An 18302-nucleotide genomic window follows, 5' to 3' on the forward strand; every position below is an offset into this window, starting at 1 on the left:
CTATCTACGGGACGTTTTTACGAGGAGAAAGCCATGCAGATGAGTGGCGCACAGATGGTCATTGAGGCACTGAAACACGAAGGGGTTGATACCGTATTCGGTTACCCCGGCGGTGCCATCATGAACGTCTATGACGAAATATACAAACAAGACGATTTCCAACATATCCTGACCCGGCACGAGCAGGCGGCCGTGCATGCAGCGGAGGGGTATGCGAAGGTAACGGGCAAGGTCGGCGTGGCGATGGTCACCTCCGGACCGGGCTTTACCAACGCCGTGACGGGAATCGCCGATGCGTATATGGACTCCATCCCTCTCGTCGTTATCAGCGGGCAGGTCCCGATGTCGCTGATCGGGACGGATGCGTTCCAGGAGATCGACTCCGTCGGTATCAGCCGCTCGTGTACGAAGCATAACTACCTTGTCACCGACGCGGCGGACCTTCCGCGCGTCCTGAAAGAGGCCTTTTACCTCGCCGCGACCGGGCGGCCGGGACCGGTCCACGTCGACATTCCCAAAGACGTTACGGCACAGATCGCCGAGTTCGACTACAGCAGACCGGTAGAGATGGAGACCTACAAGCCGACGACCAAAGGGAATGCACGCCAGATCAAAAAGGCGATCGAGGCTATTGCCGCGGCCAAGCGTCCGCTGCTCTACCTCGGCGGCGGTATCATCAGCGCCAATGCGGCGGACGAAGTCCGTGCCTTCGCGAAAATGACGGGCATTCCGGCGGTTGAAACCTTCATGGCCCGCGGGACGATGGGGGCGGACAACCCGCTTGTGATCTCCATGCTGGGGATGCACGGCTCCTACGCTGCCAACATGGCGATGAGCGAAACTGACCTGGTCATCGGTCTGGGGGCGCGTTTCGATGACCGTGTTACCGGGAAACTGAGCGAGTTCGCGAAAAATGCCGACGTTATCCATGTCGACATCGACCCCGCGAGCATCTCCAAGCTCGTCAACGCGGAGTACCCGATCGTCGGGGATGTAAAGTACGTCGTCGAAGAGATGACGACCCTGGCCAAGGGTAAAGTCGATCCGGAACGTTATGCACCGTGGCTGGAGACGATCGACCACTTCAACAAACTGCATCCGCTGGGCTACGAAGAGGAAGCGGGGACGATCAAACCGCAGTGGGTCATCGAGCGCATCGGGCAGCTGCTGGGCGAAAAGGCTAATATCAGCACCGACGTCGGCCAGCATCAGATGTGGACGGCCCAGTTCTACCCCTTCACGCGGCCGCGCCAGTTTATCAGCTCCGGCGGTCTGGGCACGATGGGCTTCGGTTTCCCGGCGGCGCTGGGGGTCAAGCGCGGCGATATGGAGCGCGTCAGCATCAACGTCACGGGCGACGGCTCGATCCTGATGAACATCCAGGAGCTGATGACGTCGGTCGAGTACAAACTGCCGGTCATCAACGTCATCCTGAACAACCATTTCCTCGGTATGGTCCGCCAGTGGCAGACGCTCTTTTACGACAAGCGCTATTCGGAGACGGACCTCTCCATGCAGCCCAACTGGGTCGGGCTCGTCGAGAGCTTCGGCGGAGTCGGCTACAACGTCGAGACGAAAGAGGAGTTCGACGCCGCGCTCAAAGATGCGGTCGAGAAGAACGTCGTGGCGATGATCAACGTCAACGTTTCGCGTTTCGAGAACGTTCTGCCGATGGTCCCGGCCGGCGGTTCGCTGTTCAATATGATGTTGGAATACAAGGATAAATGATGCAAAACGAAAGAAGAGTTGTATCGGTCATCTTACAGAACGAAGCCAGTGCCCTGTCGCGGATCACGGACCTCTTTTCGGCCCGCGGCTACAATATCGAGTCGTTGACCGTCGCGCCGATCCCGGAATCGAAATATTCCCGCCTGACGATCGCGACCTCCGGCTCCGTCCGGGTGATCGAACAGATCATCAAGCAGCTGCACAAGCTCATCCCCGTTCTGCGGGTCTATGAACACGCCGATCTCGTCGAGAAGGAGATGGCGATGGTCAAGTTCCCGATCGGGGAGAACCTCTCCGATATCGAAACGCTGAGCAAGGCCTACAACGGCAAGATCGTCAATGTCGGCAACGACATGATCATCGCGATGGTCGCCGACGAGCCCAAACGCGTTTCGCACTACCTCGAAGCTGTTAAACGGTTCAATCCCAAAGAGATCGTCCGCAGCGGCACCGTGGCCCTGGAGCGCTAGGTGCGACTCTCTCTTATCGCGGAAACACTCGGTACGCCACTGCCGGGTGAAGAGCGCGAGATTCGTGCGATGAATACGCTGGCGGAGGCGTCGGCAGAAGAACTCTCCTACCTTTCCGATAACCGTTACCTCAAATCTCTGGAGACGACAAAGGCCGCGGCGGTGCTGGTCAAAGCGGATGCCGCGGATGCCGTTCCTGCACACTGTATCGCCCTGGTTTGCGAGGACGTCTCCCTTGCAATGGCGAAGGCGACATCCCTCTTTACACCGCCGCTGATCGATCATAATGCCGCCGAACCGATTATCGGGGTTGAGAGTTTCATCGACCCGCGCGCCAATATCGAGAAGGGGACTGTCATCGGCAAAGGCGTCACGGTGATGGCCGGCGCCTATGTCGGATCGGGCGTCGTGATCGGCGATGATACGGTGATCTTCCCCAATGTGACAATCTACCGCGACTGCCGTATCGGTTCGCGTTGCCGTATCCACGGCGGCAGCACCATCGGCGCGGACGGCTTCGGCTACGCGCATACGGTCCAGGGCGAACACGTTAAGATCTACCAAAACGGCAACGTTGTCATCGAAGATGACGTCGAGATCGGGGCAAACTGCTCGATCGACCGGGCGCTGTTCAATTCGACGATTATCCGCCGCGGCGCCAAGATCGACAATAACGTGCATATCGGCCACAACTGCGACATCGGGGAGCACTGTATCTTCGTTGCGCAGGTCGGCGTCGGCGGGTCGACGCATCTGGGCCGCAACTGTGTCGTCAGCGGCCAGACGGCCTTTTCCGATCACCTCGAGATCGCCCCGTTTACGACCTTCACGGCGCGTTCGGGCGTCACGAAGTCCATCAAGGAGAGCGGTAAAATCTTCAGCGGCTACCCGCTGATGGAGCATCGCCTCTGGACCCGGCTGCAGAGCCGGCTGTCGAAACTGGCCAAAGAGGGGATCAGCACCAAACGGAGGACGAAAGCGCATGAAACTGAGTGAGTTCTGCCAAAAACTCGCCATTCCCTTCAGCGGGGAGGAGCGGGAGATCAACGGTCTCAATGCCCTGCAGGAAGCGGGGCAGAATGAAGTGAGCTTTTTGGAAAATCCGAAATACGCTTCACAGCTCTCGGGAACCAATGCCGCAGCCGTGCTGGTGACGGAGGCGATGGCGCAGTATCTGCCTGAACAGTGCACTCCCCTGATCGTCGACGAGCCCTATATCGTGCTGGCGAAAGCCTCCGCCTTTTTCGCTCCTCTTCGCCTTGAGCATGATCTGCCTGAGAGTATTATCGGCGAGGGGACGGTGATCGAGGAGGGTGCCTTTGTCGCCAAGGGAAGCCGTATCGGAGAGAACTGTCATATCATGCCGGGTGCTTTTGTCGGCAACAATGTCACGATAGGCGATAACACGATCCTCTATCCCAACGTGACGGTCTACCGCGATTGCAAGCTAGGCAGCGACTGTATCATCCACGCGGGAACGGTCATCGGCAGTGACGGTTTCGGGTTCGCGACGACCAAGCTGGGCGAACATGTCAAAATCTATCAGAACGGAAACGTCGTGATCGAGGATGACGTCGAGATCGGCTCCAATACGACGATTGACCGTGCCGTCTTCAAGAGTACGGTAATCAAAAAAGGGGTGCGCATCGACAACCTTGTCCAGGTGGGCCACAACTGCGTTGTCGGTGAATACAGCGTTCTGGTCTCCCAGGTGGGGCTTGCAGGCTCCTCAAACCTCGGACGCAACGTCGTCATGGGCGGCCAGAGCGCAACGGCCGGCCACCTCTCTATCGCACCGTTCACGACGATTGCCGCGCGCGGCGGCGTGACGAAAAACGTCGATAAAGCCGGCGTCTACGGCGGGTTCCCGCTGATGGAGCACAGACTCTGGTTGAAGCTCCAGGGCAAACTGGCGCGGCTGCTTAAGGCGTAAAAAGGGGGCAATCCCCGCCTTACGCAATCTCATCTTTCGTTATCCCCGATCGCATTCCCATAAATTTTTTCTTGTCGGTAGGCGAATGCCTGAAAAATCCGCCAAAACCTAAGCGGTTCAATTGAAAATAGAGAAAACAGCCTATACACCAGCCTGCATACGAAACGGCAGTCAGTGTGATCAAGACGACGACGACTCCCCAGGCGGTTAATCGGTAATCGAAGTGCAGCATTGCCAGCACCGATGCCAGACTCAAAGCCCCGATGAGCTGTCCGAATTTGTGCGGCTGTATATTATCGAGCCGGTAATCCGATTTCATAATACCCAACGGTTGAACAACCCATCGGTATAGAAGTGAGAAGGGACTGAGAGACCTTACGGTACCCGATAACAAGAACAGTATGCTCAAGACAATGAGCAGCCTACTGTCTTGTAAAACCAAAGCGATCGACAGGATGCCTATCGTAAGAATCTGTCCCATTTTTATTTCGGCATGATCAATATACGTTGCCATGAAATGCTCCTAGAAAATGATGTAGGAACATGCTACAAAAAATAGAAAATTAAATCTTGTACAAAATGAACATTTATGAAAAAAGATTTTTCTGATACTCTCTGGGAGTGAGTTGAAAGACCCTTTTAAACAGTCTGTTTAAGTGGCTCTGATCAAAAAATCCGCTCATCTGGGCCGCCTCCGAGACCGATAGGTTACGGGACAGCAACTCTTTGGCCAAATGGACCTTTTTATTGATAATGTATGAATGGATAGGCAGACCGAACTCTTTCTTAAACACCCTCAATATATGCGCGATGGAGAGGTGCATGGCGTCAGCAATGTCACCTAATAAAAGTTCGTTTTCAAGGTTTTCAACAATGTATGCTTCGATTTTTAACGCCAATGCCTGACTATCTATATCGATATTATTGGTTTCGTGATTGTCGCAAAAGTTGAGGAAGAGTGGCGTGGCAAAGTTGACGACCTTCTCCTCCTTTTCGAGTAAAGAGCATTCACTTGAAAGCAATGTATCGCACATAGTCATAAAGTGGCAAAAGACGTCTTGATCGTCCAAGAGCGTAATGTTCACAGGCGCATAATCCGCATGACCGTGCAAGAGAGTGTTTTGCAATGATCTGCACCATGCTACACCTAAAAAAAGTACATAGCTCTCTTTTGTTTCAAGCGTTGTCATCGTGGCCCGATGCGCCAGCCCAGGGTTGATAATTGAAATTGAGTTCGGTTTTAGCGCTTCTTTCTTCTCATTGAATTCGATATTCAACTGTCCGCTTTTTATGCCGCTTATCGTCAAGGCGTCGTGCTGATGCATTTTGTCACAACTGACAACTTTTGAGACATAGCGCAATTCAATGAAAGGGAGTCTGTCTGATTTGAAAATTTTGCTTTTCATCTGCCCTGCCTGGAAAATATTTTCGATCTTTGTTTATATCTTACCGCATTGATGCATGGCATCGAGAGATCGCTATTCAACCATACAGCAAAGTTTCTAGAATAGGATAGAGAAAGAATGAAGAAGAGGGTAGATTCAGATAGGTGGGTAACGCTGGAAGATGCAGCCGCAAAGGCTGCAAAGGATCAGTAGGTTTTGACGAAGTCGGCGATCCGCGCGATCCCTTCGCGGATATTCTCGATGTCGGTGGCAAAGCTGAAGCGGAAATAGCCGTCCATGCCGAAGCCGAGTCCCGGGACGACGGCGACCTCTTTCTCTTCGAGCAGGCGCTTGCAGAAGGTAAGAGAGTCATCCGTGACCGCTTTGATATTGACAAAGAGGTAGAAGGCCCCGTCCGGGGAGAGGACGGAGAGGCCGTCGACGGCGTTGAAGCGTTCGACCGCTTCGTCACGGCGCGCCATAAAGGCCTGGCGCATCATCTCGATCTCCTCGTCGGCGGAACCGTCGAGCCCTTTGAGCGCGGCATACTGGGTGATGGAGTTGATGTTCGACGTGCTCTGGCTCTGCAGTTTCTTCGTCGCCTTGATCATCTCCGCATCCGCAGAGGCCATGTAGCCGAAACGCCACCCCGTCATCGCGACGGATTTACTCAGCCCGTTGATGGTGACGGTCCGCTGGAACATATCGTCGCTGATCGCCGCCGCGGAGGTGAACTCCCCTTTGTAGATGAGTTTTTCGTACATCTCATCGCTGGCGACGATGATGTCGGTGCCTTTGAGGACCTCTGCGAGTCCTTCGAGCTCTGCTTTGGAGTAGACGGCACCCGTCGGGTTGGACGGCGTCGTGAGGATCAGCATCTTCGTGTTCGGCGTGATGGCCGCTTGCAGCTGTTGCGGCGTGATCTTGAAGCCGCTGGCGTCGTCGGTCATGATCTCGACGGGGGTACCGCCGCAGTACTTGACCAGTTCCGGGTAGGTGACCCAGTACGGCGCGGGAATGATCACCTCGTCGCCTTCCTGGATCGTCGCCGAAAAGAGGTTGAAGAGCGAATGCTTGGCACCGTTGTTGACGATGACCTGGTTCATCTCGTAATGCAGGCCGTTATCGCGTTTCAGTTTCTCGATGACGGCACGTTTAAGTTCCGGGATGCCGTCGACGGCCGTATAGCGGGTCTTATCGGTTTCGATGGCCTGGATAGCGGCATCTTTGATGACGCGGGGCGTACCGAAGTCCGGTTCGCCGGCGGAGAAACTCAGCACGTCCTTGCCCTGGGCGCGCAGCTCCTGCGCGAGGGCGGTGACGGCGATCGTGATCGATTCGGAGAGGACATTTACTCTATCGGTCAGTTGCATTCTATGCCTTTTGGCGGGAAAAATCCCTAGTGTTAAATCATGAAATTATACCACTATAAGCATAAGGGCAGTGCTGAAACGGCCTCTCGGAGCGAAATTTAAGCGCGGCGCGCTCTGAGACGATAAACAAGGAGGTGAAGCAGCATTGCAGCCGTCAGGGCGGCGGCATCGACGGCAACATCGGACAGTGAAGCGTACCGGTTCGGGAGAAAGGCCTGCACGGCTTCGATCAGAACGCCGTAGCCGAGCAGGAGCGCGCCGCGCCGGCGCCATGAAAATGCGGGGTAGGCGAAGAGATGGAGCATGTAGAGGGTAAAAAACGCGGCAAAGTGGTTGAGAATGTCGCTGAAGGAAACGATCTCCGGGAGCGGTTCGAACGTCGGGATAAAGGCGAGAAGGGTGACGGCAAGCAGTGTTACGGCGAAGAGGAGCTTCGCGGCGTTCATTTCATCGCTTTGAGGAACGAATCGTAGATATGCTCCAGCTCCAGATCCTGTTCGAGGATCTCAGCGTTGTCCTGCATCAGGATATGCTCGAGGACGGCGACCCGCTTGAGCAGGTACTCGAAGAGCTCCTTGTCGATATCGGGGAGTTTGTTGTGGCTGAGGGGGTCTTTGTCACGTCCCTTTTCAATAATCCGAGCCGGGATGCCGACGGCGGTAGAGTTGTCCGGAACCGGTTTGACGACGACGGAGTTCGAACCGATCTTGGCGTTTTCGCCGATAATGATGTCGCCGAGCACCTTCGCACCGGCGCCGATGACGGCGTTGCTCTTGATTGTCGGGTGGCGTTTGCCCGGGGTGAGGCTGACCCCACCCAGGGTCACGCCCTGGTAGACGAGCACGTCATCTTCGATAATACAGGTCTCCCCGATGACGACGCCGATGCCGTGGTCAATGAAGAAACGGCGGCCGATCGTCGCGCCCGGGTGGATGTCAATGTTGGTCAACACCTGGTTAATGGCCATAATAAAACGGGCGGTGCGGCGAAGCCCCTTCCGGTAGAACCGGTTGGCGATGCGGTACCAGGTGACGGCCCAGATACCGGGATAGTTGAAGAAGAGTTCGAAGCGGCTGCTGATCGCGGGGTCGTTGCGGTAGACGTTCGAAAAATCTTCTCTGATCTCAGCAAACAGTCCCAATGCGAACCCCTTTATTTCGTTGTACGCAAGTAGCCGTTTTGCGCCAGAAAGTGTTTAAGTGTGGAAAGTGTATCACGGTTTTCTTCCTTTGTCATAAATTCGGATTCGGCGATACGCGTTTCAAGTTGTTTTAATACGGTGGCCGGGTCATACTCGAGGTTATCGAGGATCTCCAGGATATCTTCGGCTTCGTCGAGGTTGGTGAAGCGGTAGCCGTCGTCGTCGATCAGTACCGTTGCCTCGCTGGGATGGCTGAAGAGGTTGTGGTGCATGCCGAGGGTCTCCTGGTAGGCGCCGACGTTGAAAAAGCCGAGGAAATACTCCTCGACGTCCAGGTCGACGTCGTGCAGGTAGAGCGGCGCCTTGGGATCGAAGCCGATCTCCCCGTCGCTGTCGCAGGTGATGTCCCACAGCGACGCGGCACGGATTGCCGGCTGTTCGAGCCGATCCAGCGGCATGACGGGGAAGTGCTGTTTCAGCCCCCAGTAGTCCGGCATGCTTTGGAAGAAAGAGCTGTTGACAAGGTAGCGCTCCTGCAGCCTCTCCTGCAGCCGTTCGATCTCGGGCAGCTGGTTGCTTTGCTTGAGGTAGAGCGCTCTTTTGATAATCAAATGTACGAGGGTCTCCGCATTCGAGCGGTCCTGGAGGTCGATATAGCCCAGCTCGAAAAGTTTGAGCAGGGATTCGAGGTGGTCAAGCGCGTCGTGCAGATACTCGATACTGTTGCCCGAGGTGAGCATATTGTGGAGTTCGAGCAGCTCCTCGATCAGCGGCGGGTTGACCTCCTTGAGCTTGAGGGAGCGCTCCTGGTAGTCGTGGGAGAAGAGCTCCAGCACCGGCGTGACGAGGACGGCGTGCGACGCGGTGATGAAACGGCCCGACTCGGTGACGATGTTCGGGTGTTCGACCCCTTTGGCCCGCATGATGCCGCCGAGCAGGAAGACAACGTCGTTGGCGAACTCTTTGAGGCTGTAGTTCCGGACCCGCTGCGTCGGGTGCTGGGCGTATTCGACGGAGAGGCCGCCGCCGATGTTGATGGCCCGCAGGGCGTCGGCCCCCATCCGTTTGAGTTCTGCGTAGATGTTCCCCGCTTCGCGCAGCGCGCGTTTGAGCGGGGCAATCTCGTCCATCTGCGACCCGATATGGAAATGGAGCATCGTAAAGCGGTCAAGCAGGTTATGGCGCTTGAGCAGGTCGAAGGCTTCGAGCAGTTCGGTCGAGGTGAGGCCGAATTTGGCCTGCATCCCGCCGCTTTTGGCCCAGATGCCGCTGCCGCCGCTGTGCAGACGGATACGGATACCGATATTCGGGACACGGAAAGAGGTGTTCTCGGCGACTTCAATGATCGATTCGAGTTCGCCGATCCCCTCGATGGTCAGGGTGATGTTATGTCCCATCTGCGCCGCGAGGAAGCCCATAGTGATCATCTCGACATCTTTGAAGCCGTTGACAGTAATGGGGGAGCCCGTCGGCGTATTGGCCATAGCGAGGATCAGTTCGGCTTTGGAGCCGGCCTCGAGGCCGTAACCGTGTTCCCGGCCCGCCTCCACGATCGATTTGACCACTTCGGGGTACTGGTTGACCTTCAGGGGGAAGACGGCCTTGAAACGCCCCTGGTAGTGGTTCTCTTCAATGGCCCGGGTAAAGTGGCCGTAAAGCGCATCGATCTGTTTGGCAATGAGGTGGGGAAACCGGAGAATGACGGGACCGGTAATCCCCTCCGAACGGATCTGCGTGGTAATATCGATGAGCGCGGGAGAGCTTTTATAGTTGATGTGGGCTTTCCCGTCGCGAATAATGAAGTTTTGGTCACCCCAGATATCGAGTCCGTAGGGCTGTTGCATGTGCGTGCTTCCTGAAGTTAGAGTTGATCGGCCGGAATAACCGATTCGGTTTTGGTTTCGAGGTCTTTGATCCAGACCTTCCCTTCGTTGCGTTCGTTTTCGCCGATCACGACGCAATAGCGTGCGTTGATGCGGTCGGCCCCTTTGAGGTGGGCCTTCAGGCCTTTGGGCGCGTATTCGACGACGACGGTGTCACCGGCGCGTTTGTCACGGGCGAGCTGCATGATCTGGGGCAGGGACTCGGCGTCCATCGCCCCCATGTAGTAGCCGTGACGGAGCGCTTCGGGCATTTTGATCAGCTCCAGCAGACGTTCGATCCCGATGGCGAAACCGACCGCCGGGGTAGCGCGGCCGTCCAGGAACTCGACGAGGCGGTCGTAGCGCCCCCCGCCGGCCACGGCGCTCTGGGCACCGATCTCGTCACTGACGAACTCGAACGCCGTCTTGGAGTAGTAGTCCAGTCCGCGCACCAGGTGAGTGTCGACCTCGTAGGCGATCCCGCCCTCGTCGAGCAGCTGTTTCAGCGTCGCAAAGTCGCTCTCGCACGCTTCGCAGAGGTTGTCCATCAGTTTCGGAGCCTCTTGGTAGAGGATCTGGCACTTGTCGTTCTTACAGTCGAGCACGCGGATGGGGTTGGTCGCTTTGCGGCGGGCACAATCCTCGCAGATATGCTCTTCGTGCTTGTCGAGGAAACCGACGAGCATCTCGCGGTACTGCGGCATACAGTGCTGGTCGCCGAGGGAGTTGATCTTGAGACGGAAAGAGATCCCAAGGGCCGTGAGAATGTCGGCGATCATCGTGATGATCGTGACGTCCTCGTAGACGGAATCAACGCCGAAGCTTTCGCAGCCGAACTGGTGGAATTCGCGCAGGCGCCCCTTCTGCGGGCGTTCGTAGCGGAACATCGGCCCGTGGTAGAAATAGCGGTGGATCCCCCCGGCGCGGTCGAGCTTGTTCTGCACGAAAGCGCGCACGACGCCGGCGGTCCCTTCGGGGCGGAGACAGACGTCGTTCTCGCCCTTGTCGATGAACTGGTACATCTCCTTGCCGACAATGTCGCTGGACTCGCCGACGGAGCGTTTGAACAGCGCCGTCTCCTCGAGCAGCGGCGTTTCGACATAGCTGAAGCCGTAACGCCTGGCGATGGCCGTGGCCGTTTCCAAAAAGTATTCAAACCGCACGTTGTCCGGCGGCAGTATGTCATTCATACCACGCAGGGAACGAATCATGACTCTCCTTTGGTGATGATAATTTCTTCGATCTGTTCGGTGATCGTATCGACGTCCAGCGCGGCATCGATGACGAGGGTCGGGATCCCCAGCAGCCGGGCGGCCCGCTCCAGTTCATCCTGAATCGCTAGCAGGTACTCGGTGCCCCGGGACTCGATGGCGTCCTGCTCTTTGCCGGCGAGACGGCGTCTGAGCTCGGGTTCTTCCAGCTTCAATACGACGGCGAAGTCGGGCAGCACCCCTCCCGTGGCAAAGCGGTTGAGGTGGAGCAGTTCGTCGGGTTCGAACGCCTGCTTGACCATGGCGTAGGCCATCCCCGAAATCACCGAACGGTCCGAGACGATCAGTTCGGAACGGTGGGGAAGGACGACCTCCTCGATATGCTCGCTGCGGTCGGCCAGGAAGAGCAGCATCTCCGCACGCTCGGACCGGACCCCCGTCTCCAGAAGCAGGGAGCGGATCCGCTCCCCCGCAGGCGTGCCGCCGGGCTCCTTGGTGAAACAGGCGTCGGGGAAACGCTCCCTCAGGGCCGCCATCTGGGTCGACTTCCCGGCGGTATCGATCCCCTCTAGGACAAGGTACATGAGTCCATCCCCCGGATGATGGCTTCCACCTCGGCGGGCAGCAGGTGCTCCGTTTTACCGTTGAAGGTGAGCAGGTTGCGCACGATGGAGGAGCTGACAAAGGCGTTTCTCAGGCTGGGCATCAGGTAGACCGTTTCGACGTTCGCATCGAGCGAATGGTTCAAATAGCCCAGCTGCAATTCGTATTCGAAATCGCTGACGGCGCGCAGCCCGCGGATCAGGATATCAGCGCCGTATTCGCGCGCCAGGTCTATGGTGAGATTGTCAAAGCCGATCACCTCGACATGCTCGAGGCCCCCGACGGCGGCATGGGCCATGCTGACGCGCTCGTCGAGGGTGAACATCGGCTTTTTGGTGTGCGACTCGGCGACGGCGACGATGACGCGGTCGAAGAGTTTGAGCGCCCGTGCGATGATGTCGTAGTGCCCGTTGGTGATGGGGTCGAAGGTCCCCGGATAGAGTGCTGTTTTAATCATCGCTCCCCCAGCGTTTGTAAAGATCGTTTTCGATTCCGATCAGGTCGAACCATTTGCCGATCATGAAGTTCTCCATGGCCTCGAGGCTCTCCTGTTGCGAATAGTATGCCAGGACCGGCGGGGCAATAAAGACGCCCAGGGTTGCCAGTTTGTGCATGTTTTCCAGGGCAATGGCCGAAAAGGGCATCTCCCGGGGTGCGAGCAGCAGGGTCTTATGCTCCTTGATCATCACGCTCGCCGCCCGTGTGGTGAGGTTGTCCGCGATGCCGACGGCCACCTTGGCCAGCGTGTTCATACTGCAGGGGATGATCAGCATCGCATCCGCGCCGAAGGAGCCGGAGGCCAGCGGCGCGGCGATGTCATCCTCGTCGTGCAGCGTGACATCCTGCTCGTGGCGGAACACCGTTTTGGCGTTTTCGGAGACAATGAGGTGCTTCTGGACATGATCCGGCAGGGCCCGGAGGGTTTTGAGTCCCAGGGAGGCTCCGCTTGCACCGCTGATGGCTATGATGATCTTCATGCACGCTCGCAAATTGAAATGGGTGCTATTTTACCACGTGGGGACTTAGGTTGCGTATGGGTTGGTAACGGAGGGGTTGGAAAGGGGCGGAAAAGAGGGAAGAAGTACGGCTGTACTCTTCCGTCTCCGAACGAAACTTGAACATGCGGACCATCGTGATCCGCAACGGGGTTAAAACCAAGGTAAAGAGCTTTACCCTGACTCCACTCTAGCAGAGCAAACTTGGCGTTATCCTTAAATCGCCCCTGAAACGGGGGGAAGAGGGGGCAGTGTTCCGGCCAGATCCATAACGTTTGTTAGTGAATCACCAAAACTATTTTTCTTTGGCGATGAGGTCCTGGTACTGTTTGATGACGGTTTTGAGCTTGTCGCGATCCGGCATCTTACGCGAAGCGATATAGCCGATGATATTGCCCGCTTCATCTTTTTTCGGCACGATCGTGACGACGACCCAGTAGTATTTTCCGTCCTTGCGGAGGTTTTTGACGTACCCTTCCCAGGTCTTTCCCTCTTTGATCAGCTTCCACATCCCCTCAAACGCCGCTTTGGGCATGTCGGGATGGCGCAGAATGCTGTGGGGCTCTCCGAGGGCTTCCTCTTTGGAGTAGCCCGTCATCTCCACGAATTTGCGGTTGACAAAGGTAATGACCCCTTTGAGGTCGGTTTCGGAGATCAGGCTTCTGCCGTCGAAAAGAACTTCTTCATCGATAGGTTTCGGTCGTTTGATCATATATTATCTCTTTCTTTCTAGTGCGGATGACAGTGCGCTGTACATCAGTTTTTCACATTATAGCGTGCTCTTTATTTGAGAACCATATGCGGGAAATAAAGTTGCATCATGCTCGATCCTTCCACGCCGAGGGCGCGGAAAAAACGTTCCATATCGCTCTCTTCGCTCCAGACGGGGTCGGAGACGCCGCTGCGCGCTTCGAGACGCTGCCGTGCATCGTATTCGACGCCAACGCCGTCAATAAGGCCAACGGCTTTCGCCTGGCGTGCCGTAAAGATATGCGCATCGGCATAGACGCTGCTTTTATCGGGGTCAAGGCCGCGGGCATCGGCAACATCGTGAACGAACATCGCATAGGTGTCTTTAATGACTTTTTCGATTTCGGCCCGTTCATAGGGGGTCCAGGTACGGTCCGGCGTGCCGGCCTGTTTATATTTGCCGGCCTTGACGACCTGGGTGCCGATACCGACTTTTTCCATCAGACCCTGCAGGTTCGCGCCCTGCATAATGACACCGATGGAACCGACCATGCCGCCGGGGTTGGCGATGATCTCGTCGGCCCAGATGGAGGCGTAGTAGCTGCCGCTCGCGAGCATTCCTTTGGCATAGACGACCACGGGTTTGGTCTCACGCAGCCGTTTGACCGCATACGCCACTTCGACGGAGGGGGCCACGGCGCCGCCGGGGGAGTCGGCAACGAGCAGTACCCCTTGGATCTGCGGATTGGCCCGTGCCTCGTCCAGGGAACGGACGACCTCGGTCGTATCGATAATAGGGCCGTTCAGTTCGATGCGCTGGAGGTTGACGCTTTCAAACCCGTCGTCGGGCATCGGGAAGAAGATGACGAAAAGCAGCAGCACGAACAGCAGCGCCTTGAAGTGGTTCTGAATATAGTCGATTATCGCGCCCAGGGGGGCAAACAGCATTTTCAAAAAGTGCATGGTTATCCTTTGGGGGAGATCCCGTCGATAAAGATACGGCGGAAAGGGTAGCGCTGCAGCAGCAGATGCAGCGGTGTGTCGTCGCTGGGGGTATGGTCCAGTTCAAGCCAGAGCATGTCGGCGGCTTTCCCTTCGGCGATTTCGCCGCAGTTGAGGCGCAGGGCCTTCGCCGCATCGACGGTGACGCTGTTGAGCAGGCGGCGGGCCAGGGGAAGCAGCGGGGTCTCCGAATGCATGAAGAGCGCTATTTTCATCTCTTCGAAGAGGTCGAGGGCGTAGTTGGAGCTGAGTCCGTCGGTCCCCGTCAGCCAGGTAAGTTCATGGGCTTCGAGGGCGTCAAGGTCGATGGCGCCGTTGCCCAGAAGCCGGTTGGATACGGGACAGTGGATGACGGTATGGCCTGCGCGGGAGAGGGCTTCGAGCTCTGTGGGCTGTGCCTGGACGACATGGGTCATCAGGGTCGGCGTGTCGGTGAACAGTTCGAGGAAGCCCGCAGCATCGTTGACGGCATACTCTTGCTGGAGCAGCTCGTGGAAGAAGGGTTTGAACTCTCCTTCGTTCCGGTCGAGCCACTCCCGCTCGGCCGGGCTTTCGAGGTAGTGGGCTGTCGTGACGAGCCCTTCGTCCCGTGCAACCCGCAGGGCGCGCTTGATGAGGGCGGGGTGGACAGAGTAGGGGGAGTGGACGGCGACGGCGGGGAAAAAACCGGGGCGTTCGACGCTTTTCGAGGCATCGAGACGCTGCAGGAAATCCCCGTACAGGGCGTCGGCCATCGCCGCCTGCGAGCCGATGACCTCATTGAAAAAGACGACTTTCTGCGGCGCGGCGGCGGCGGCTTCAAGGTCCAGGCCGTGGGAGCTGATGGCCCCGAAGGCCGTGATGCCGTTACTGAGCATCATGGCGATCGTGCGATCGAGGCACTCCCGGCCGCAGGCATTGACGAGCGCTTCGCGCTCCTCGATCACGCTGTAGAGCCAGGTGAGGAAATTGCCGTATTTCAGGGTCGTTTTATTGGCGCTGAATTCGAGATGGACATGGGGATTGACCAGGCCGGGCATCAGCAGCGTCGGCCCCTCCGCTTCGAGGATATCGGCGTCGGGGAAACGCGCTTGGAGCGTATCGGAAGGCGCGACGGCGACGATGGTCTCCTCGAAGGCGACGGCGTGTTCGGTCATGATGCCGGTCGGTGTGAGAATCGCGGAGGGAATGAGAATCGTCATCGGCTGCCCTTAGAAGAACGCTTTAATATAGTCAAGCGTATAATACCCACTCGATTTTAAAACGAGATAAGGAAGATTAATGAAAATTGCAGTCATTCAGGGACCGAACCTCAATATGCTCGGCGTCCGTGAACAGCAGATTTACGGGCCGATGAAGCTTGAACAGATCCACCAGCAGATGAAAGAGTTCGCTGACCAGAACGGCGTGGAAGTCGAGTTTTTCCAGAGCAACCTTGAGGGCGAGATCGTTGACCGCATCCAGGAGTGTTACGGCGACGCGGACGGCATCATCCTCAACGCCGCGGCCTACACCCATACTTCCATCGCGATTCGCGATGCGATCTCCGCCGTCAACCTGCCGACGCTCGAGGTCCATATCAGCAACATCGCACGCCGCGAAGAGTTCAGACAGCAGAACATGATCGCGCCGGTGTGCACCTCTTCCATCGTCGGCTTCGGCCCGTTCGGTTACCACCTTGCCATGGTCGGTATGCTGCAGATCTTCAATGAAATCCGTGTGGCAAAACAGGCGGCGCAGCAGGCGGCGCAGCAGGCCTGACGTAAATGATCGAGCGGCGGCTCTCCACCGGCCTGGTCCTGATCCGCACAGGTCAGTTTCCCGGCCTCTTCCCCGGTCGCGGTCTGCCGCACAGGGCGGTTGTCGGGATCGGGGGCAACCTGGGAGACGTCGTCAGACGCTTCGAACGGCTGCTCGTCCACCTTCGCCGCGACCCGCTCCTCAACGTGCTTTCCGCTTCACCGCTGCTGCAGAACCCCCCGTTCGGCTATGCGGACCAACCCGACTTCATCAACGGGGTGCTTCTCATCGAGACGACACTGCCGCCGCGCGCGCTGATGCGCCACCTACTGCGCATCGAGCGCCGATTCCGGCGGGTGCGCACCTTTGCCAACGCACCGCGGACCCTGGACCTCGATCTCCTCTTTTATGACCGGAGACAGCTGGATTATCCGGATTTGACCGTTCCCCATCCGCATTGGCGCGAGCGCGAAAGCGTCGTGATCCCGCTCTCTTTGCTGCCGGGGAGGAGGCGATGAGCCGCCCGGCCAAGCGCACCCGGTTTATCGCCGTCACCAGCGGCAAGGGCGGGGTCGGCAAAAGCACGATCACCTCCAACCTGGCGCTGCTGCTCTCCATCAGCGGCCTGAAGGTGGCGGTCTTCGACGCCGATATCGGTCTGGCGAACCTGGACGTCATGTTCAACGTGACGGCAAAGCACAATATTCTGCACGTCCTCAAGGGGGAGGCGGCGCTGAAGGATGTCGTCATCCCTATCCGGAAGAACCTGCTGCTGATCCCCGGCGAGAGCGGGGAGGAGATCTTCCGCTACTGCGATGCGGAGATGTTCGAGCGGCTTATCGGCGATGCGGGGGTGCTGGACGACATCGACATCATGCTGATCGACACCGGGGCGGGCATAGGCGAGCACACGCAGCTTTTCCTGCAATCCGCCGATGACGTGATCGTCGTCACGGTACCGGACCCCGCGGCCATTACGGACGCTTATGCCACGATCAAGGTGACGGCGCGCCGCCGCAAGGATATCAAGATGATCCTCAACCAGGTCCACAGCCCCAAAGAGGCCCACAACATCTTCGCGAAGATCAGCAGTGTCGCCAATACGCATATCGGGCCGGATCTTCGCCTCGAGCTGCTCGGAGAGATGACCCGGGATGACAAGGTCGCCTATGCGGTCAAGCGGCGATCGAGTTTTGTACGGGAGTTCCCCACCGCCAGGCCGACCCGGGAGCTGCAGGCGATTGCGCAGAACATCATGGCCGATATCGACCGCAGCGTCACGGTACAGGCAAGCGAAAGCGGCATTGCCGGACTCTTCAAACGTTTGTTGGAGCAGTTCTGATGGCGCGGGGTGTCCTGAACCAGGCGGAGGTCGATGCGCTGATGGAGCTGTTCGGGACGGCGCCGAAAAGCGAACAGAAACCACAGCATGCCGAGAAACCGTCACCGGAAGTCGGGGCGCTGCGCAGCGAATTGGAAGCCACGGCCCGGCGCTGGGAGGCCGCGTTGGCGGCACTGACGGGGGCGCCGGTGACGGTGACACTGCAGAGCATCGTCCGCCGGGGCAGGGCCGCGGAGGAAGCGGACGCAATTCTGCTGATGTGCGCGGAACGGGGACGCTATTTGATCGTTCCCGAACCCCTCGTCAATCTGGTCAATGAAAAAAGCCTGGGCGCCCTGGAACCCGATCCGCTGCTGGGGCATCCGCTCAGTACGATCGACAAGGCGCTTTTCGAATCGACAGGCGCCCTGTTTGCCGAAGGGAAAGGTCTGGCCGAGCTTGATCGTCTCCCGGGGGGCGAAAAGGTGCTCGAAGCGCGCTTCGATATCGCCGTCGCCCCGCTGCTGAAAACGACGGTGCGCCTGCTGCTGGATGAAGAATCTTTTTGAGTATCCCCCTCCGGCGGAGGGGGAAGAGACGCTGGAGCTACTGCTGCGCCGCGGCGCGGTCCGGATCGAGCGGATCGCCTCGAACCGGGCGCGGACGGAGTGGTACGATCAGGATGAGGAGGAGTGGGTCGTGCTGCTCGAAGGGATGGCGGCGCTCGAGATCGAGGCACGGCAGGTCACGCTGAAGCGCGGCGACATGCTGCATCTGCCGGCCCACTGCCGCCACCGGGTGCTTTCGACCTCGGATGACGCCCTATGGCTGGCGGTTTTTATGAGAGATATATCAGCGGTTGGTTAGGA

The 18302-nt window shown here is 57.8% G+C and carries 22 protein-coding genes; 9 read left to right on the plus strand and 13 right to left on the minus strand.

Annotated features, from left to right (window positions below; genetic code table 11):
* Nucleotides 1–33: 33 nt before the first annotated feature.
* The 4 genes from WCX72_RS04910 to lpxD (WCX72_RS04925) are packed head-to-tail and all read left to right on the plus strand — an operon-like array spanning nt 34 to nt 4131.
* Nucleotides 34–1728: an acetolactate synthase large subunit gene (locus WCX72_RS04910; protein ID WP_345971185.1), complete on the plus strand. Its 1695-nt coding sequence runs from the start codon at nt 34–36 to the stop codon at nt 1726–1728.
* On the plus strand, nt 1725–2198 hold the full coding sequence (gene ilvN / locus WCX72_RS04915) for an acetolactate synthase small subunit (RefSeq protein WP_231020966.1): 474 nt from the start codon (nt 1725–1727) through the stop codon (nt 2196–2198). Before WCX72_RS04910 ends, ilvN begins: the two co-directional genes overlap by 4 nt.
* A complete protein-coding gene (gene lpxD, locus WCX72_RS04920) occupies nt 2199–3194 on the plus strand; it encodes a UDP-3-O-(3-hydroxymyristoyl)glucosamine N-acyltransferase (RefSeq protein WP_345971188.1) in 996 nt (331 codons plus the stop codon).
* On the plus strand, nt 3181–4131 hold the full coding sequence (gene lpxD / locus WCX72_RS04925; protein ID WP_345971190.1) for a UDP-3-O-(3-hydroxymyristoyl)glucosamine N-acyltransferase: 951 nt from the start codon (nt 3181–3183) through the stop codon (nt 4129–4131). Before lpxD (WCX72_RS04920) ends, lpxD (WCX72_RS04925) begins: the two co-directional genes overlap by 14 nt.
* A 19-nt stretch (nt 4132–4150) precedes the next feature.
* Here the strand turns inward: lpxD (WCX72_RS04925) and WCX72_RS04930 are convergent, their stop codons facing one another.
* From WCX72_RS04930 to WCX72_RS04990, 13 genes are all read right to left on the minus strand, one after another.
* A complete protein-coding gene (locus tag WCX72_RS04930) occupies nt 4151–4645 on the minus strand; it encodes a DUF4395 domain-containing protein (RefSeq protein ID WP_345971192.1) in 495 nt (164 codons plus the stop codon).
* A gap of 73 nt (nt 4646–4718) precedes the next feature.
* Nucleotides 4719–5537, minus strand: coding sequence for an AraC family transcriptional regulator (locus tag WCX72_RS04935; protein ID WP_345971194.1), 819 nt, complete (start codon nt 5535–5537; stop codon nt 4719–4721).
* Between the two features lie 185 nt (nt 5538–5722).
* Nucleotides 5723–6889 (minus strand): pyridoxal phosphate-dependent aminotransferase, encoded by a 1167-nt coding sequence (locus WCX72_RS04940; RefSeq protein ID WP_345971196.1) that lies wholly within the window; start codon nt 6887–6889, stop codon nt 5723–5725.
* Nucleotides 6890–6987: 98 nt separating this feature from the next.
* Entirely contained in the window at nt 6988–7335 is a 348-nt protein-coding gene (locus WCX72_RS04945; RefSeq protein WP_345971198.1) for a VanZ family protein, read from the minus strand.
* Nucleotides 7332–8030, minus strand: coding sequence for a serine O-acetyltransferase (gene cysE, locus WCX72_RS04950; protein ID WP_345971200.1), 699 nt, complete (start codon nt 8028–8030; stop codon nt 7332–7334). The genes WCX72_RS04945 and cysE overlap by 4 nt, the downstream gene beginning before the upstream one ends.
* Nucleotides 8031–8041: 11 nt before the next feature.
* Complete coding sequence (speA, locus tag WCX72_RS04955; protein ID WP_345971201.1) at nt 8042–9874, minus strand: biosynthetic arginine decarboxylase; 1833 nt, start codon at nt 9872–9874, stop codon at nt 8042–8044.
* Nucleotides 9875–9891: 17 nt separating this feature from the next.
* Nucleotides 9892–11103, minus strand: coding sequence for a histidine--tRNA ligase (gene hisS, locus WCX72_RS04960; protein ID WP_345971203.1), 1212 nt, complete (start codon nt 11101–11103; stop codon nt 9892–9894).
* Complete coding sequence (tmk, locus tag WCX72_RS04965) at nt 11100–11687, minus strand: dTMP kinase (RefSeq protein WP_231020974.1); 588 nt, start codon at nt 11685–11687, stop codon at nt 11100–11102. Before tmk ends, hisS begins: the two co-directional genes overlap by 4 nt.
* Nucleotides 11672–12163 carry a pantetheine-phosphate adenylyltransferase gene (gene coaD, locus WCX72_RS04970; protein ID WP_231020975.1) on the minus strand — a complete coding sequence of 164 codons (492 nt, stop codon included), beginning with the start codon at nt 12161–12163 and terminating at the stop codon, nt 11672–11674. The genes tmk and coaD overlap by 16 nt, the downstream gene beginning before the upstream one ends.
* Nucleotides 12156–12683 (minus strand): UbiX family flavin prenyltransferase, encoded by a 528-nt coding sequence (locus tag WCX72_RS04975; RefSeq protein ID WP_345971206.1) that lies wholly within the window; start codon nt 12681–12683, stop codon nt 12156–12158. Before WCX72_RS04975 ends, coaD begins: the two co-directional genes overlap by 8 nt.
* A gap of 313 nt (nt 12684–12996) precedes the next feature.
* Entirely contained in the window at nt 12997–13413 is a 417-nt protein-coding gene (locus tag WCX72_RS04980) for a PAS domain-containing protein (RefSeq protein WP_231020977.1), read from the minus strand.
* A gap of 71 nt (nt 13414–13484) precedes the next feature.
* Complete coding sequence (gene sppA / locus WCX72_RS04985; RefSeq protein ID WP_345971208.1) at nt 13485–14354, minus strand: signal peptide peptidase SppA; 870 nt, start codon at nt 14352–14354, stop codon at nt 13485–13487.
* 2 nt (nt 14355–14356) lie between these two features.
* Nucleotides 14357–15574, minus strand: coding sequence for an aminofutalosine deaminase family hydrolase (locus WCX72_RS04990; protein WP_345971210.1), 1218 nt, complete (start codon nt 15572–15574; stop codon nt 14357–14359).
* A 79-nt stretch (nt 15575–15653) separates the two neighbouring features.
* Here WCX72_RS04990 and aroQ point away from each other — a divergent pair, with 79 nt between their 5' ends.
* Genes aroQ through WCX72_RS05015 form a run of 5 tightly spaced genes read left to right on the plus strand, consistent with a single transcriptional unit; the run spans nt 15654 to nt 18300 of the window.
* Entirely contained in the window at nt 15654–16133 is a 480-nt protein-coding gene (aroQ, locus tag WCX72_RS04995; RefSeq protein ID WP_345971212.1) for a type II 3-dehydroquinate dehydratase, read from the plus strand.
* Between the two features lie 5 nt (nt 16134–16138).
* A complete protein-coding gene (gene folK / locus WCX72_RS05000) occupies nt 16139–16630 on the plus strand; it encodes a 2-amino-4-hydroxy-6-hydroxymethyldihydropteridine diphosphokinase (protein ID WP_345971214.1) in 492 nt (163 codons plus the stop codon).
* Nucleotides 16627–17454, plus strand: coding sequence for a P-loop NTPase (locus WCX72_RS05005; RefSeq protein WP_345971216.1), 828 nt, complete (start codon nt 16627–16629; stop codon nt 17452–17454). The genes folK and WCX72_RS05005 overlap by 4 nt, the downstream gene beginning before the upstream one ends.
* Nucleotides 17454–18002, plus strand: coding sequence for a hypothetical protein (locus WCX72_RS05010; protein ID WP_345971218.1), 549 nt, complete (start codon nt 17454–17456; stop codon nt 18000–18002). Before WCX72_RS05005 ends, WCX72_RS05010 begins: the two co-directional genes overlap by 1 nt.
* Nucleotides 17986–18300: a cupin domain-containing protein gene (locus tag WCX72_RS05015; RefSeq protein WP_345971220.1), complete on the plus strand. Its 315-nt coding sequence runs from the start codon at nt 17986–17988 to the stop codon at nt 18298–18300. The genes WCX72_RS05010 and WCX72_RS05015 overlap by 17 nt, the downstream gene beginning before the upstream one ends.
* Nucleotides 18301–18302: the final 2 nt, after the last annotated feature.

Origin of the sequence: Thiomicrolovo immobilis, from assembly GCF_039645955.1 — a bacterium.
Lineage (GTDB): Bacteria > Campylobacterota > Campylobacteria > Campylobacterales > Sulfurimonadaceae > Thiomicrolovo > Thiomicrolovo diazotrophicus.

What these genes read in the sequence shown, in the direction of transcription:
- WCX72_RS04910 (WP_345971185.1), top strand. Translation starts at nt 34, where the DNA reads ATGCAGATGAGTGGCGCACAGATGGTCATTGAGGCACTGAAACACGAA.
- lpxD (WP_345971190.1), top strand. Translation starts at nt 3,181, where the DNA reads ATGAAACTGAGTGAGTTCTGCCAAAAACTCGCCATTCCCTTCAGCGGG.
- WCX72_RS04935 (WP_345971194.1), bottom strand. Translation starts at nt 5,537, where the DNA reads ATGAAAAGCAAAATTTTCAAATCAGACAGACTCCCTTTCATTGAATTG.
- coaD (WP_231020975.1), bottom strand. Translation starts at nt 12,163, where the DNA reads ATGATTAAAACAGCACTCTATCCGGGGACCTTCGACCCCATCACCAAC.
- ilvN (WP_231020966.1), top strand. Translation starts at nt 1,725, where the DNA reads ATGATGCAAAACGAAAGAAGAGTTGTATCGGTCATCTTACAGAACGAA.
- WCX72_RS05005 (WP_345971216.1), top strand. Translation starts at nt 16,627, where the DNA reads ATGAGCCGCCCGGCCAAGCGCACCCGGTTTATCGCCGTCACCAGCGGC.
- aroQ (WP_345971212.1), top strand. Translation starts at nt 15,654, where the DNA reads ATGAAAATTGCAGTCATTCAGGGACCGAACCTCAATATGCTCGGCGTC.
- WCX72_RS05010 (WP_345971218.1), top strand. Translation starts at nt 17,454, where the DNA reads ATGGCGCGGGGTGTCCTGAACCAGGCGGAGGTCGATGCGCTGATGGAG.
- WCX72_RS04940 (WP_345971196.1), bottom strand. Translation starts at nt 6,889, where the DNA reads ATGCAACTGACCGATAGAGTAAATGTCCTCTCCGAATCGATCACGATC.
- WCX72_RS05015 (WP_345971220.1), top strand. Translation starts at nt 17,986, where the DNA reads ATGAAGAATCTTTTTGAGTATCCCCCTCCGGCGGAGGGGGAAGAGACG.
- tmk (WP_231020974.1), bottom strand. Translation starts at nt 11,687, where the DNA reads ATGTACCTTGTCCTAGAGGGGATCGATACCGCCGGGAAGTCGACCCAG.
- folK (WP_345971214.1), top strand. Translation starts at nt 16,139, where the DNA reads ATGATCGAGCGGCGGCTCTCCACCGGCCTGGTCCTGATCCGCACAGGT.
- WCX72_RS04980 (WP_231020977.1), bottom strand. Translation starts at nt 13,413, where the DNA reads ATGATCAAACGACCGAAACCTATCGATGAAGAAGTTCTTTTCGACGGC.
- WCX72_RS04975 (WP_345971206.1), bottom strand. Translation starts at nt 12,683, where the DNA reads ATGAAGATCATCATAGCCATCAGCGGTGCAAGCGGAGCCTCCCTGGGA.
- hisS (WP_345971203.1), bottom strand. Translation starts at nt 11,103, where the DNA reads ATGATTCGTTCCCTGCGTGGTATGAATGACATACTGCCGCCGGACAAC.
- sppA (WP_345971208.1), bottom strand. Translation starts at nt 14,354, where the DNA reads ATGCACTTTTTGAAAATGCTGTTTGCCCCCCTGGGCGCGATAATCGAC.
- WCX72_RS04930 (WP_345971192.1), bottom strand. Translation starts at nt 4,645, where the DNA reads ATGGCAACGTATATTGATCATGCCGAAATAAAAATGGGACAGATTCTT.
- speA (WP_345971201.1), bottom strand. Translation starts at nt 9,874, where the DNA reads ATGCAACAGCCCTACGGACTCGATATCTGGGGTGACCAAAACTTCATT.
- WCX72_RS04945 (WP_345971198.1), bottom strand. Translation starts at nt 7,335, where the DNA reads ATGAACGCCGCGAAGCTCCTCTTCGCCGTAACACTGCTTGCCGTCACC.
- WCX72_RS04990 (WP_345971210.1), bottom strand. Translation starts at nt 15,574, where the DNA reads ATGACGATTCTCATTCCCTCCGCGATTCTCACACCGACCGGCATCATG.